The organism is Micromonospora sp. NPDC005413, assembly GCF_040606435.1.
Classification (GTDB): Bacteria; Actinomycetota; Actinomycetes; order Mycobacteriales; family Micromonosporaceae; genus Micromonospora.
Genome location: NZ_JBEXEV010000009.1, coordinates 108,028 through 121,211 on the forward strand (window position 1 = coordinate 108,028; position 13,184 = coordinate 121,211).

16 protein-coding genes are annotated in these 13,184 nt (G+C 71.2%); 5 read left to right on the forward strand and 11 right to left on the reverse strand.

Annotated elements, in window-relative coordinates:
* Window positions 1-39 precede the first annotated feature (39 nt).
* Both ABZS37_RS13435 and ABZS37_RS13440 read right to left on the reverse strand, forming a co-directional pair.
* Window positions 40-1,227, reverse strand: a complete 1,188-nt coding sequence (locus ABZS37_RS13435) for an ABC transporter substrate-binding protein (protein WP_355168608.1) — start codon at window positions 1,225-1,227, stop codon at window positions 40-42.
* A gap of 80 nt (window positions 1,228-1,307) precedes the next feature.
* Complete coding sequence (locus ABZS37_RS13440) at window positions 1,308-2,105, reverse strand: alpha/beta hydrolase (protein WP_355168610.1); 798 nt, start codon at window positions 2,103-2,105, stop codon at window positions 1,308-1,310.
* Between the two features lie 84 nt (window positions 2,106-2,189).
* Here ABZS37_RS13440 and ABZS37_RS13445 point away from each other — a divergent pair, with 84 nt between their 5' ends.
* Window positions 2,190-2,795, forward strand: a complete 606-nt coding sequence (locus ABZS37_RS13445) for a bacterial proteasome activator family protein (protein WP_355168612.1) — start codon at window positions 2,190-2,192, stop codon at window positions 2,793-2,795.
* A gap of 9 nt (window positions 2,796-2,804) precedes the next feature.
* Here the strand turns inward: ABZS37_RS13445 and ABZS37_RS13450 are convergent, their stop codons facing one another.
* The 3 genes from ABZS37_RS13450 to ABZS37_RS13460 all read right to left on the reverse strand — a co-directional run bounded on the left by ABZS37_RS13450 (window position 2,805) and on the right by ABZS37_RS13460 (window position 5,439).
* The gene (locus ABZS37_RS13450) at window positions 2,805-3,617 is read right to left on the reverse strand and encodes an HAD family hydrolase (protein ID WP_355168614.1); all 813 of its coding nucleotides are present in this window, start codon (window positions 3,615-3,617) and stop codon (window positions 2,805-2,807) included.
* Window positions 3,617-4,438: an HAD family hydrolase gene (locus tag ABZS37_RS13455; protein WP_354993055.1), complete on the reverse strand. Its 822-nt coding sequence runs from the start codon at window positions 4,436-4,438 to the stop codon at window positions 3,617-3,619. The genes ABZS37_RS13450 and ABZS37_RS13455 overlap by 1 nt, the downstream gene beginning before the upstream one ends.
* Before the next feature lie 257 nt (window positions 4,439-4,695).
* On the reverse strand, window positions 4,696-5,439 hold the full coding sequence (locus ABZS37_RS13460; protein WP_355168616.1) for a hypothetical protein: 744 nt from the start codon (window positions 5,437-5,439) through the stop codon (window positions 4,696-4,698).
* 131 nt (window positions 5,440-5,570) lie between these two features.
* Between ABZS37_RS13460 and ABZS37_RS13465 the strand changes: the two genes are divergently transcribed.
* From ABZS37_RS13465 to ABZS37_RS13475, 3 genes are all read left to right on the forward strand, one after another.
* Window positions 5,571-6,002, forward strand: coding sequence for an OsmC family protein (locus tag ABZS37_RS13465; RefSeq protein ID WP_110564777.1), 432 nt, complete (start codon window positions 5,571-5,573; stop codon window positions 6,000-6,002).
* A gap of 149 nt (window positions 6,003-6,151) precedes the next feature.
* Complete coding sequence (locus tag ABZS37_RS13470; RefSeq protein ID WP_354993136.1) at window positions 6,152-6,499, forward strand: metallopeptidase family protein; 348 nt, start codon at window positions 6,152-6,154, stop codon at window positions 6,497-6,499.
* A 116-nt stretch (window positions 6,500-6,615) separates the two neighbouring features.
* Window positions 6,616-7,338: an AIM24 family protein gene (locus tag ABZS37_RS13475; protein ID WP_354993057.1), complete on the forward strand. Its 723-nt coding sequence runs from the start codon at window positions 6,616-6,618 to the stop codon at window positions 7,336-7,338.
* A gap of 46 nt (window positions 7,339-7,384) precedes the next feature.
* Here the strand turns inward: ABZS37_RS13475 and pheA are convergent, their stop codons facing one another.
* The 5 genes from pheA to ABZS37_RS13500 form a co-directional block, all read right to left on the reverse strand.
* Window positions 7,385-8,341, reverse strand: coding sequence for a prephenate dehydratase (pheA, locus tag ABZS37_RS13480; RefSeq protein WP_355168618.1), 957 nt, complete (start codon window positions 8,339-8,341; stop codon window positions 7,385-7,387).
* 42 nt (window positions 8,342-8,383) lie between these two features.
* On the reverse strand, window positions 8,384-8,863 hold the full coding sequence (locus ABZS37_RS13485; RefSeq protein WP_355168749.1) for a hypothetical protein: 480 nt from the start codon (window positions 8,861-8,863) through the stop codon (window positions 8,384-8,386).
* A 204-nt stretch (window positions 8,864-9,067) separates the two neighbouring features.
* A complete protein-coding gene (locus ABZS37_RS13490; RefSeq protein WP_355168620.1) occupies window positions 9,068-9,457 on the reverse strand; it encodes an ACT domain-containing protein in 390 nt (129 codons plus the stop codon).
* A gap of 74 nt (window positions 9,458-9,531) precedes the next feature.
* A complete protein-coding gene (locus ABZS37_RS13495) occupies window positions 9,532-9,990 on the reverse strand; it encodes a hypothetical protein (RefSeq protein ID WP_355168622.1) in 459 nt (152 codons plus the stop codon).
* Between the two features lie 168 nt (window positions 9,991-10,158).
* Window positions 10,159-10,896 carry a hypothetical protein gene (locus ABZS37_RS13500; protein ID WP_355168624.1) on the reverse strand — a complete coding sequence of 246 codons (738 nt, stop codon included), beginning with the start codon at window positions 10,894-10,896 and terminating at the stop codon, window positions 10,159-10,161.
* A gap of 163 nt (window positions 10,897-11,059) precedes the next feature.
* Here ABZS37_RS13500 and ABZS37_RS13505 point away from each other — a divergent pair, with 163 nt between their 5' ends.
* The gene (locus tag ABZS37_RS13505) at window positions 11,060-12,283 is read left to right on the forward strand and encodes an arginine deiminase (RefSeq protein WP_355168626.1); all 1,224 of its coding nucleotides are present in this window, start codon (window positions 11,060-11,062) and stop codon (window positions 12,281-12,283) included.
* 2 nt (window positions 12,284-12,285) lie between these two features.
* Here the strand turns inward: ABZS37_RS13505 and ABZS37_RS13510 are convergent, their stop codons facing one another.
* A complete protein-coding gene (locus ABZS37_RS13510; protein WP_355168628.1) occupies window positions 12,286-13,173 on the reverse strand; it encodes a DUF5926 family protein in 888 nt (295 codons plus the stop codon).
* Window positions 13,174-13,184: the final 11 nt, after the last annotated feature.

Genomic DNA, 13,184 nt, shown 5'->3' on the forward strand with positions numbered 1-13,184 from the left:
CATCTGGGAGACCGGCCCCTGATCGCGCTGCGTGGGCGCTCAGCCCAGCGTGGCCAGCTCGTTGATCAGCACGTTCGACATGACCTGACCATCGCGCTGCACCTCCCGCAGGTACCACTTCTGCTGGGGGGTACGCGGCTGGTTGAACTGCCAGATGCCGCGCGGGCTGTCGATCTGGCCGATCTTGCCCAGTGCCAGGTTGACCTGTTGCGGGGTGGGTGAGCCGCCGGTCAGCTGGATCGCCTGGTCGAGCACCTGCGCCGCGTCGTACGACGCCATCGCGTACGTGGTGGGCGTGACCTGGTATTTCTTGCGGTAGGCCGAGGCGAAGACCCGGTTGGACGTGTTGTTCAGATCGGCCGAGTAGTTCAGCGCGGTCTGGATGCCCAGCGCGTTGTCCTTCAGGTTCTCCAGCACGCTGCCCTCGGTGAGGAAGCCGGGTGCGTAGATCGGCCCGGAGAACTCCTCGCGCAGCTGCTTGATGAACTCCACGGCAGCCGCCCCGGCGAAGAAGCAGAAGACCGCGGTGGGCTTCTTGGCCAGTGCCCTGTTGATGTCCGAGGCGTACGTGGTCTTGCCGGGGGTGTTGGTGGCGCTGGTGTAGGTCACCGGGTTGCTGATTCGCGGGTCGGTCGTGCCGAACTCCTGCCGGAAGCCTCGCACCACGTCGGTGCTGCCGACGTTCTCCGGCATGATGATCGCGACGCGGCCGTTCGCCGGCAGTTGGTCGCGCAGGTAGCGGCCCAGCGCCCGGCCGGCCTCGTCCAGCACGTACGACGTCCGCCAGATGTAGAAGACGCTCTGCAGGCTGCTCGGTGAGGCGTTGGAGCCGATCAGCGGGACCCGGGCCTGCTCCACGGTGTCCCGGATGCCGACCATCACCGCCGAGTTGACCACCCCGGTGAGCGCCAGCACGCCCTGCTTGAGCAGGCCATCGACGGCGGCCTTGCCCGACTGCGCGGTGTCACCCTCGTCGGCGGTCAGCAGGTTGACCGGGTGGCCACCCAGCCGTTGCTCGTGCAGGTCGAGGAAGAGCTGGAAGCCGTTGGTGATGTCGTCGCCGATGCTCTTGAAGCCACCGCTCTTCGGCGTGATCAGCCCGATCTTGATCGGGCTGCGATTGGCGGTCGGCTGGGCGTCGGTGTCGGAGCCACACCCGGCGACGAACCCGGTGGTACCGAGCGCGGCCAACAGTTGGAGCGCCCGTCTGCGATTCATCTGTGACACCCAGTTCCTTCCAAGGAGCGTTGCAGGGCAGAACACCGCCCCTCCGGCGTTCTACCTGGTCCGCGACGCTGCGTCAATGGCTAGTGATCATCGTGCAGGGACCGCAATACATCGAGGACCCGGGGCCAGGCGGGGGACTCCGGATCGATCAGCCCGAAATGCTCGCATCCGGGCAGTTCAACAAGGGAGATATCGGATCCTGCGGCACGAGCCTCCGTGACGAAGCTCCGGCTGATCTCCGCCGGAACCTGCTGATCCTCTGCACCATGCATGACTACTGTCCGTGCCCGCATGGGCACCAGTCTTCGTGGATCGGCAGCTGCGTACCGGTCCGGGACCTCTGCCGGGCCGCCGCCGAGCAACGCGGCCACCGCGCCCGAGTCCAGATTCCGCCGGTACGCCTCGCCCAGGTCGGCCACCGGGGCCAGGGCGAGCACCCCGCCCACCGTCGCCGGGGCGGTGGCCGCCACGTACAGCGCCAGGTGGCCGCCGGCGGAGTGCCCGATCAGAATCGGCGCGGCCTGGGTCACCCGGCCGGGCAGCGCCTCGGAGGCCAGCACGGGCAGTCTTGCCACCCCGGTCACCACATCGGTCAACGTGCCCGGCCAGCCACCTCCCGGCTGCCCGGTCCGCCGGTACTCCAGTTGCGCCACCGGGTAACCGCGAGCGGCGAGCGCCGCGGCCAGCGGGCCGGTGTGCCGCCGGTCGTACTCGACCCGCCAGAACCCGCCGTGCACCACGATGACCAGCGGCCGCGCCGGACCCGTCCCCGCCGGGCGCCGTAGGTCGGCGACCTGATCCGGGTGGTCGCCGTACGCCACGGTCCCGTCGGGCTCCGGTGCGGGCCGGATCAACACGGCGCGCGGGTCGACAGGCATGGCGCGACGGTAGCGCGCCCCGCCCGGGTGGTTCAGCCCCGGGAGTCGGTCCCGGGGGGCATGGGTCGCGCCCACTGGGTAAAGATGGACCCCATGACCGAAGCGCGCTCCGCTGGACAGAACGACGAGCCCGGCCCCGACGACTCCGGCCACTCCGGCACGGTGGTGGTGGTGGGCCCGGACGGCCGGCCGATCGGCACGATGCAGACCGACGAGGGCCAGGGCGAGGACCCGACCCGACTGGTCGAACAGCCGGCCAAGGTGATGCGGATCGGCAGCATGATCAAGCAGTTGCTGGAGGAGGTGAAGGCCGCACCTCTCGACGACGCCAGCCGCAGCCGGATGCGAGAGATCCACGAGCGATCGATCGTCGAGCTCAAGGAGGGCCTCGCCCCCGAGCTCCGCGACGAGCTGGAGCGCATCTCGCTGCCCTTCGCCGAGGACAAGGCCCCCAGCGAGAGCGAACTGCGGATTGCGCACGCCCAGCTCGTCGGTTGGCTGGAGGGCCTGTTCCACGGCATCCAGGCGGCCCTGGTGGCTCAGCAGATGGCCGCCCGGGTGCAGCTGGAGCAGATGCGCGGCGGCGGCCGGCAGGCGCTGCCCAGCGGTCCCGGCGGGATCGTGCCGGGGATGCCGGGCATCGGCCAGCCGGGCGGCGGTGAGGGCCACAACACCGGCCAGTACCTCTGAGCGGCCCGCTCAGCCCACCCCGAAGACCTTCTCCAGGTACGCCGCCACGCCGTCCTCGGAGTTCGCCGTCGTCACCTCGTCGGCGACCGCCAGGACGGCGCGGTGCGCGTTGGCAACCGCCACGCCACGCCCGGCCCAGCTCAGCATCGGCACGTCATTGGGCATGTCGCCGAAGGCCAGCACGTCTGCCGCCTTCACCCCGAGTCGGTCGCAGTACCAGGCCAGCCCGGCCGCCTTGGTCACCCCGGCCGCGGAGATCTCCACCAGGCCGGAGGACGACGAGTGTGTCGCCTCGGCCAGCCCCGCCACCGCTGCGGCGATCAGCTCGACGAACACGTCCGGGTCCTGCTCGCCGGCCCGGGCGAGCAGCTTCACCGCCGGCACCGAGAGCAGCTCCTCCGGTGTCTCAATCGGTCGGATTCCCTCGGGGTCGACGTCCCAGCGCAGCGGGTAATGCGCCTCGTGCCGCATCTCCCGGCTGTCCAGGATCTCCACGGCGAAGCTGATGCCGGGCACCTCGGCGCGCAGCCTCCGGGCCACCTCGGCCAGGTGCTGCGGCGCGAGCGGGTCGGCCCGCAGCACCTCGTCGGTGAACGGGTCGTAGACCACGGCGCCGTTGGCGCAGACAGCCGGCAGAGGCTCGGCCAGTTGGTCGTACACCATCTTGAGCCAGCGGACCGGACGGCCGGTGACCAGCACGACCGGCGTGCCTCGCGCGGAGATCCGCGCGAGCACGTCGGCGGTGTGTGGGCTGACCGTGTGGTCGTCGCGGATCAGCGTGCCGTCGATGTCGGTGGCGATGAGCCGGGGTGTCTCTCCCATCACCGGGAGAGTAGTCGGTCCAGATACACCGCCACCCCGTCGTCGTCGTTGCGCAGGGTCACCTCGTCGGCGGCGGCCCGCACGTCGTGGTGCGCATTGGCGACCGCCACCCGTGACCAGCCGGCCCACTCGAACATCGGCAGGTCGTTGGGCATGTCGCCGAAGACCAGCACCTCGGCCGGGTCGACCCCGAGGGTCTGCGCCACCACGGTCAGCCCGCTCGCCTTGTCCACGCCGGGCGGGCAGATCTCGATGAAACCGAGCCCGGCCTGGGTGAGCGTGGCGACCTGCGGCGGGACGATCCGGCGGGCCACCGCCAGCAGTTCGTCCACGTGGTGGTCGGCGGTCCGGGCGAACGCCTTGATCACGTCGCAGGAGAGGCACTCCGCGCGGCTACGCGCCTCGAACCTGTCCTGGTAGGGCCAACTCTCGTGGTAGTCGCCCCAGAGCGGGGCGTCGTGCTCGTCGGACGCCTCGACCATCACGGTCAGCGGGCCGACCTCGGCCTCCAGGTCGGCGAGCAGCCGGGCCAGCACCTCGGCGGGCAGCCGCTCATCGCGGAGCACCAGCGGGCCGGTCGGGTCGCTCTGGTCGACCACCCGTCCGCCGCCGGCCATCACCAGGAAGTCGGCGGCGCGGATGTCGTTTCGGGTCAGTTCGGTCAACCGAGGGCCGCGACCAGTCGCGCCGACCACCGGAATTCCGGCGGCCCGCACCCGGTCGAGCACCCCATGGGTGTACGCGGAGACGGTCTCATCGCTGCGGACCAGTGTCCCGTCGAGGTCGGTCGCGATCAGCTTGGGAAGTCCCGGGCGGGTCATCGTTCCTCCTTCGCCCGCCGCCGTCGCAGCCTGCCGTGCGGTCGGAAAAGCCGAGACCCGGCGTGACGGCGGGCAGCAACCATACCTCGCGCAACGGGTCGCAACCATGGCTTCCAGGCGAATCGGGCACCGCCAGGCTGGCACCCCCAACCCCCACGCGATCTTGCACTTTCGGTCGCCGTTATGCGCGAAATGCAGGTATTTGTCTAGGCAGGAAGTGCAAGATCGGCGCAGAGGGCCGGGTTCGGGGGGTCAGCTCAGGACGGGGGTTCGGGGCGGGCGAACGGGGCGGCCGGGGTGACGGTCAGGTCGGCCGGGGCGGACAGGCCGCCCTCCTCGACGGGGGCGCGGTGCCGGCGACGGCGCCAGGTTGGTGTCGCTGGCACGTCCCCGGGGCGGTCGTCCTCCGGTGGGCCGGCCAGTGCACCGGGCGGTGCGGCCGGGGCCAACCACAGAGCCGCTCCGAGGAGCACGCAGGCGACGAACGCCATCACCAGGCCGCGTCCGTATTCGGCCCGGAAGCCGTCCTCAGGCGAGTAGAAGAAGTTTCGCTGACCGGGATCGTCGAGGGTGGCCGTCGCGGCGACCAGCAGCGCCAACAGGGCACCGGCCAAGGTGAGACCGGCGAGCCGGGCGTTCGGCCGCACGGCAGCCGTGCCCCGCAGCGCCAGCGCCACGACGCAGACGAGGCCGAGAAGCCCGGCCAGGTAACCAACCCCGAAGCCGCCGACCTCGGAGACCCCGGCGGGCACCTCGATCGTGCCGATGCCGTCGGGTCCCTCGTTCGGCAGAGTCATCACCTGCCACTCGCCTACCAGCGAGGCGACCCCGGCCACCGCGCCCAGACCGGCGAGCAGCAGGGGCAGCCGAGGGTCCTTCGTGAAGCCGGCCAGGAACCAGCCGAAGCGGCTCCGGGGGGCCGGGTCGGCAGCACCCCACTCGATCACGGCCGGGTCCTCGGACCGGTCGCCCTGCCGTGGGATTGGAAGCTCCTCGGGCATCGGCCATCCTTCCGCCGGTCACGGACCTGGGTCGCATCATGGCACAGCCGACTGGTGGTGACAGGGATCGCAGGGCGGGCGTGCGTGCCGGTCGGTCGCTCGGCGGTCACCTTTCCGCTAGCGTTCTCCTCATGCCAATCCGTACCGCTTCAGCACAATGGCAGGGCAATCTCACCGAGGGCGCCGGCACTGTCCGCACCGGAAAGGGCGGCCTGTCGGGCAACTACTCCTTCAAGTCGCGCTTCGAGGAGGGCGAGGGCACCAACCCTGAGGAGCTGATCGCCGCCGCGCACGCCGGCTGCTTCTCGATGGCGTTCTCGAAGGCGCTTGCCGACGCTGGCTCGACGGCCACCTCGGTGGAGACCACCGCCAAGGTCCACCTGGACAAGACCGACGCCGGGATGACCGTGACCCGGATCGACCTGGAGACCGTCGGCCAGGTCCCGGGGATCGACGACGCGGAGTTCCAGAAGCTCGCCGAGGCCGCCAAGGCCAACTGCCCGATCTCCCGCCTGCTCTCGCCGGGTGCCGAGATCACCCTCAGCGCCCGCCTGGCTTCCTGAGTCGGTCGACCCAACACACCGCCCGTCCACGGACAGAGTTCCCGCCCGCCCCTGGGCGGTCGCTCTCTCCGTGGACGCGCGAACCGGTCAGCGGTGCGTCGTGACCGTACGGGCCGCCTCCGGCATCGGGCAGAATGGCTGAGATGCCGGTGGAGATGACCCGCGAGCGCTTCGAAGAGTTGGTCGGCGAAGCCCTCGACGAGGTGCCCGAGGAACTGCTCGGCCTGATGAGCAACGTGGTGATCCTCGTCGAGGACGACTCGCCGCAGGGCGAGCCCGACCTGCTCGGCCTCTACGAAGGCCACGCCCTCACCGAACGTGGCTGGGACTACTCCGGCGTCCTGCCGGACCGGATCTTCATCTACCGACGCCCGATCCTGCGGATCTGCGACAACGACGACGATGTCGTCGATGAGGTAGCGGTGACCGTGGTGCACGAGATCGCCCACCATTTCGGCATCGACGACGAGCGGCTGCACGCGCTGGGCTGGGGCTGAGCCCCACCGGTCAGCGCCAATCAGAGCGCGCCGCGCCGCTCGGCCGATGGCCCGTGGTTGCCCTGGTCGCCTACCTTCGGTGCAGCGACCGCAACCCTTTCAGGAGGCACCCTTTCATGCGCAGCGAGCTGTTCTCCTCGGAGAATCTGGAGAAGGAGTCCGCGCAGCCCGGCATGCGGCTGCAAAGCTCCAAGATGTTGAAGATCGAGCTCAACGGCGAGGCGATGGCCCGGGTCGGGTCGATGGTCGCCTACCAGGGGAATGTGCAGTTCCAGGCGCTGGGCTCGGGCGGGCTCGGCAAGTTCCTCAAGCAGAAGCTCACCGGCGAGGGTGTCCCGCTGATGAAGGTCTCCGGCCAGGGTGACGTCTTCCTCGCCGAGCTGGCCAAGGACGTGCACATCATCGACCTGGAGCCAGGCGACGCGCTCTCCATCAACGGCTCCAGCGTGCTCGCCTTCGACTCGACCCTCCAGTACGACATCAGGATGGTCGGCGGCGCCGGGATGGCTTCCTCGTCCGGCCTGTTCAACTGCGTGTTCAGCGGCTACGGACGGATCGCCATCACCACCAGGGGCACCCCGGTCGTGCTCAATGTCGACGCTCCGACGTACGTCGACCCGCAGGCCGCGGTCTGCTGGTCGGCCAACCTCCAGACCGGCTACCACCGTGCCGAGCAGCTCGGCCTCGGCACGCTGCTCGGTCGCCGCACCGGTGAGTCGTTCACGATGAGCTTCGCCGGCCAGGGCTTCGTGGTGGTGCAGCCGTCCGAGGAGCCGCCGATCATGGGCAGCGGCCAGCAACAGCAGGAGGGCGGTCTGCTCGGCGGTCTGCTGAGCTGACCCCAGCGGTGCGGGCGCTCCCGGGCTCCGGGAGCGCCCCGCCCGGTCAGGTCAATTCGCCGGTCCGCAGCCGGGACAGCCAGGCAGCCGCGTCGACGTAGTCGACGTCGGAGAGGCCCGCCGGCGCGGGCACCGGCCGCTCACCCGCCGCCACGTCCCATCGGTGCCGGGGGTACGAGCCCAGAAAGCGGACGTCGGCGCAGACCCGGCGGAGCCCCTGCAACGCCTCACCCAGGCGTACGTCGGCCACGTGCCCGGTGCAGTCCAGGAAGAAGACGTACCGGCCCAGCGCCTCGCCGGTCGGGCGGGACTCGATCCGGGTCAGGTTGACCCCGCGCACGGCCAACTCCATCAGCACGGACAGCAGCGCGCCGACCCGGTCGTGGGCGATGTAGACCGCGAGCGAGGTGAGGTCGTCGCCGGTCGGCGGTGGGGGCGGCCCGGGGCGGGACACCAGCGCGAACCGGGTCACCGCGTCGGGGTGGTCGGCGATCTTGTCGGCAAGTATCGCGAGCCGGTGCCGAGTCGCGCCGATCGGTGCGCAGATCGCCGCGTCGTACTCACCGGCACCGGCACCAGCGGCGGCTGCGCCGTTGGAGAGCACGTCGACCACCACGGTGTCGGGCAGGTGGTCGCGCAGCCACCCCCGGCACTGGGTGGACGCCTGCGGATGGGCCGCCACGGTGCGGATCGAGGTCAGCGAGGTGCCGGGACGGGCGCCGAGCACGAACTCCACCGGCAGGATCACCTCCCGGGTGATCACCAACGGCTCGCCCTCGGCCATCTCATCCAGTGTGACGCCCACCGCGCCGCCGATCGAGTTTTCCAGCGGCACCAGCGCGGCGTCGGCGTCCCCGGCCCGGACGCTGTCGAGCGCCTCCCCGACGCTGCGCGCAGGCGTACGGCTGCCGCGCTCGGCGGCGGGGACGGAGCGTAGGGCCTGCTCGGCGAAGGTGCCCTCCGGCCCGAGGTAGACGAAGCGCGTCGGCGGTGTTCCCGGCATGTCGATCAGCCTACGCACCCGGCTGGGCGGCCGGACCGGCGTCTACGCACCCGGCTGGGCGGCCGGACCGGCGTCGCAGGCGAGGGCGCGGATCCCGGCCGGGCCGGTGGCGCGTACCTCGATGGTGCAGACGTCGGTGCCGGCGGTGACCAGCGTCGGCGCGGTGGGCTGGCCTCGGGTGACCACCTGGAGTTCCTCGTGCCCGGTGACCTCCAGCACGGTGTACTGCCAGTCAGCGGCGCAGAGCGGCCCGGTGTGGACCTGGACCCGGACGTTGGCCGGGAGCACTCCCGCACGCCCGCGCAGCAGTTGCACCACCCGCTGCCCGGTCGGCCCGTTCCGGCAGGCCGTCGCGACCAGCCCGGCGTCGGGGGTGGCCGTGACGACCGGCGGGATGGTCGGCGCGGTGCTCGGGGCGGTGCTCGGGGCGCCGGTCGGCGTGCCGGGTGTGGTCGGGGCCGCCGTGTGGCTCGGCAGGCCCGTTGGTTCGCGCAGCTCGGGTGGACTGCCGCAGCCGGTCATCGCACCGATCACGAGCAGTACGAGCACCACCGGCAGGGCCCGGCTCGCAGACAGCACACGGGCAGCCGTGGGGCGGGAGCGCGGCGGGGGAGACACGGGGCGGGGCGGGGCGAACGGCACGGGCCGATCCTCGGGACATCGGAGAATTCGTCGCGGCCGGGGTGGCCGAGCCCATCGTAGGGCGAGCGGCCGGTCGGGTGAAGCTCAGCCGATGACGCGGTGCCCGGCGCGCTGCAGCGCGGCCGTGCCCTCGGTCAGCCGGACGGCCGGCACCAGCAGGTAGTCGGTGTCGAAGGTGGAGAATGTGACCACGCTGACCCGTGCCTCGGCGAGCGGGTCGACGAGCGCGGCCAGGTTGCCGGTGCTGGCCGACTCCACCGGGGCGGTGACCCGTAGGCAGCGCCAAACGGTCTCCACCACGGCGTGCGTCGGGGCCCGGTCGGTCGGGCAGATCACGGAGATCCCGTCGGCCGTCCAGCTCACCGTGACCACGTCGGTGCCGCGCAGCCCGCTCGACAACGCGTACGGCAGGGTGGCGCCGGCGGTCAACCGGCACACAGCGTATTCCCCCGGCAGCAGAGCGATATCGAGCATGAGGGCACCTTACGGCCTTCGCGTGGGCCATCCCAGCAACGCGGAGTGCGGCGAAGGACACACTCCGCCGCAGGTCAGACCTCGGAGAAGAAGGTGAGTGAGCCGGCGACGGCACCATCGGTGAGCACCGGCGTGGAGATCGCGTCGACGGTCGCGTCGGAGCTGTTAGCCGAGGCGGCCTGCACCCGGAGTAGCCCCCGGGCGAGTCGGCCGGAGGAGAGCGCCAGCAGGGGCGGGATCTTGTCGGCTTCGGCCTCGGTCAGCTCGCCCCGGTTGGCGGTGAAATCGAGGAGGCGCAGCCCGCCGTCGAGCAGCGGTCGCCCGATCAGGCCGCCCGGCTCGCCCAGGCAGAGCAGCTCGCACCCGGCTGTGGAGATCGCCACCACGCGGGTGTCGGCGTCGATCAGCAGGCAGGGCTCATCGGCCCGGGAGACCGTCGAGGACCATTGACCGACGTTGTCGGACTCCGGCTCTGTCGAGGCCCGCGCCGCCGGCACGAACGCTTCCGAGAGCGAAAGTTCGACGTGGGCCACCGCGCCTCCTATGTACACCGATCGACTGTCCACGCTAGCGGGTCGCCGACGGTATCACCGAGCGCACCGGGTCACCGGGCCGCGCGGCCTGAACCGGGGCGGCCGATGACGGCGCGGAAACCGGTGAGGTGGAGAGGGGACCGGAGCCGCGTGGCGTCGCCGGTGACGTTACCGGTGGTGGGCCTGCTTGTCAGCGGCCGTTCGGCCCTCGTCATACCACCGGTAGTCGCCCGTTGGACGGTACGTGCCGTTCAGCCAGGTGCCGGGGTGTTGCGCGACCCGGGAGAGCTTCTCGGCCGTGGCAGGGCTGATCCGGCTGCCACCGGCCACGAGGAGCCGGTCCAGCTCCCGGTGTGTGGCCATCAGGCAGTCCTTTGGAAGGCCGTAGACACTGATCACGCCGGAGCCGACGAAGGTCAGCACCGGGGTCACCGGAACGGGCAGCCCCACCGCGTCGGAGAGGGCCTTGCTGGCCCGCTTGGCGTCCCGGCGGGACTCGGCCACGTACGGAGGCCGCTTGCCGTTGATCTGCACGACGTCCCCGGCGACGAGCACCCTGGCCCGGCCGTGGTCGGCGATGGTCACGGCGAAGAGACCGCTCGGCCCGATGGCGAGGAACCCGGCGCGATCGTCGTGACCGTGGTCGAGGACGTCCGTCACGTCGGTGCGCGGCCACTCGATGACGTGCCAGGCAGGCCCGAGGTGGTCGAGTTGACCCAGCGCCCGCGCCCCGGCCGCCTCCAGGCGGCGGGCACCCCGCTCGGCCCGACGGCGGCGTGCCCATTCGAGCGGTGTCGGACGGACTGGTTCGAGAACCCCCGGCGACTCGACGCGGGGGTGTGGCACCGCGACGGGCGGCAGTGCCCGAGCGGACGGTACGGCTCGTCGTGCGGGAAAGACAGTCATCGCGACCTCCGGCAAAAGGTCCCTCGAAGTTATGTCCTCACTACCCTACGTTGCCACTACCGGTGTTCGGCAAGCCGGAACGCCGGAGTGACTGTGGATGAATGCCATATTCATCCACAGTTCTTTTCTCGGATGCCGCCAAACCCTGCCCTACGCTGCGGGAGTGACCCACTACGTCGACAGTGAAGTCGGCCGGCTCGGCACCGTACTGCTGCACCGGCCCGGCCCCGAACTGGCCCGGCTCACCCCGCGCAACAACGACTCGCTCCTGTTCGACGCGATCCCCTGGGTCGGGCGCGCCCAGGAGGAGCACGACGCGTTCGCCGCCGCCCTGCGCGAGCGCGGGGTCGAGGTGCTCTACCTGGCCACCCTGCTGACCGAGACGCTGGCCGTCGCGGACGCCCGGGCCGAGCTCATCGAGCAGGTGCTGCGTTCCCGACGGCTCGGCGACACCCTGCGGGCCCGCGTCGCCGACCACCTCTCCTATCTCGACCCGGCTGCCCTGGCCGACGTGCTCACCGCCGGGCTGGCCCACGAGGAGCTTCGGATCAGCTCGGAGCGGCCGGGTGGGTTGGTCTACACATTGATGGATCGACACGACTTCGTTATCGATCCGTTACCTAACCTGCTGTTCACCCGCGATTCGTCGCTGTGGATCGGCGATCGGGTCGGTGTCACCAGCCTGGCCATGCCGGCCCGCCGCCGGGAGACCACCCTGACCGACGCCATCTACCGCCACCACCCACGCTTCGCCGGCACCGAGTTCGTCTACCGCCCGAACCTTGAGCACCTGGAAGGCGGGGACGTGCTGCTGCTCGCACCCGGGGTGCTGGCCGTCGGGGTGGGCGAGCGGACCACGCCGGCCGGTGCCGAGCGCCTCGGTCGGCAGGTCTTCGCCGCCGGCCTGGCCCACACCATCCTGGTGGTGCCGATCGCCCAGAAGCGCGCCACCATGCACCTCGACACCGTCTGCACGATGGTCGACGTGGACGCCGTACTGATGTATCCCAACATCGCGAGCACGCTGTCCGCGTACACGGTGATCGCCGGCGCGGACGGTGAGGACCCGCGGGTGGACGGGCCCGCGCCGTTCCTGCGGGCCGCCGCCGACGCGATGGACCTCGACCTGCTCCGGGTCATCGACACCGGGCTGGACCCGGTCACCGCGGAACGCGAGCAGTGGGACGACGGCAACAACACCCTCGCTCTGGCGCCACGGCTCTGCGTTGGCTACGAGCGCAACACCGAGACCAACGCCCAGCTGGAGCGAGCCGGCATCGAGGTGATCCCGATCGCCGGTTCCGAGCTGGGCTCCGGTCGGGGCGGGCCGCGCTGCATGTCCTGCCCGATCACCCGCGATCCCTTGCCAGGAAAGGGCTCTTCCTGACCTCAGCGGAGGGTGAGTTGGCGGCCGAGCAGCCCTTGGCGGGCCCGGCGGCCGGCGGCGTCGAGCGGGTCGGTGGCGGTGAGCGCCTCGGCGTACCGCTTGGCGAACTGCGCCACCGGCTCCTCCCACTCGGTCGCCGGAGTCTCCTCCGGCAGGTCCCAGACCGGCACCAGCCGACCGTGCGCGCGGAACATGCCGGCGAACTTGGTCTGCTCGCCGAGCGTCAACGTGCCGGCCGCGCCGAGCCGCGCCAGCGCGTCCAGGGCGGCGTCCTCGTCGTCCGGCAGCACCCAGCGCACGTGTGCCTTCTCCGGGACCTGGCACCAGTACGCGGCCTTCGCCGCGGTCAGCCGCACCGTCGGGTAGATGGCCGCGTTCGCCCGCTCCAGCGACGCCTGGACGGTCGGATCGTCGGCGGCCCCGGGGTCGAGCCAGAACTCGAAACCCTCGTGCATGCTGATCTCCAGCGGCTCGTCCACCAGGATGTCCTGCAGGCGGGGGCCGGGGCCGGGCAGCGGCGGCACGGTCACCTGAGCGCCCGGCTCGGTGCGCAGCGCGCAGAGCAACGCCTCGGCCAGGTCCCGGGAGACGTCACCGGACTGCTGGTGGCGCTGGAGACCGATGAGCACCCGACCGTCCGGCTTCGTGATCGCCGGGGCGGCCATCGGCAGCACCGTTGCCAGCGTCGCCGACCGGTCACCGAACTCCTCGACCAGGGCGGGTGCCAGCCTCAGCGGCGCGGAGGCGGCGGGCACCAACTCGCGCAGCGCGATCCACTCGGGCTCGTCGACCAGCCCGTCGAAGGGACGCGGCACGAAGACGTCCCGCACCTTGTCTCGGCGGGGGGCGGTGTCGGCGGCGGTGCGCTGGCTCTTTCGACGCTTGCTCACGGCGTCACAGC

Bases quoted from the DNA above. Each gene is read 5' to 3' on its own strand.
- ABZS37_RS13465 (WP_110564777.1), top strand. From the start codon at position 5,571: ATGCCAATCCGTACCGCTTCAGCACAATGGCAGGGCAATCTCACCGAG.
- ABZS37_RS13460 (WP_355168616.1), bottom strand. From the start codon at position 5,439: ATGCCCGAGGAGCTTCCAATCCCACGGCAGGGCGACCGGTCCGAGGAC.
- ABZS37_RS13455 (WP_354993055.1), bottom strand. From the start codon at position 4,438: ATGACCCGCCCGGGACTTCCCAAGCTGATCGCGACCGACCTCGACGGG.
- ABZS37_RS13500 (WP_355168624.1), bottom strand. From the start codon at position 10,896: ATGACTGTCTTTCCCGCACGACGAGCCGTACCGTCCGCTCGGGCACTG.
- ABZS37_RS13475 (WP_354993057.1), top strand. From the start codon at position 6,616: ATGCGCAGCGAGCTGTTCTCCTCGGAGAATCTGGAGAAGGAGTCCGCG.
- ABZS37_RS13440 (WP_355168610.1), bottom strand. From the start codon at position 2,105: ATGCCTGTCGACCCGCGCGCCGTGTTGATCCGGCCCGCACCGGAGCCC.
- ABZS37_RS13445 (WP_355168612.1), top strand. From the start codon at position 2,190: ATGGACCCCATGACCGAAGCGCGCTCCGCTGGACAGAACGACGAGCCC.
- ABZS37_RS13450 (WP_355168614.1), bottom strand. From the start codon at position 3,617: ATGGGAGAGACACCCCGGCTCATCGCCACCGACATCGACGGCACGCTG.
- ABZS37_RS13485 (WP_355168749.1), bottom strand. From the start codon at position 8,863: ATGACCGGCTGCGGCAGTCCACCCGAGCTGCGCGAACCAACGGGCCTG.
- ABZS37_RS13490 (WP_355168620.1), bottom strand. From the start codon at position 9,457: ATGCTCGATATCGCTCTGCTGCCGGGGGAATACGCTGTGTGCCGGTTG.
- pheA (WP_355168618.1), bottom strand. From the start codon at position 8,341: ATGCCGGGAACACCGCCGACGCGCTTCGTCTACCTCGGGCCGGAGGGC.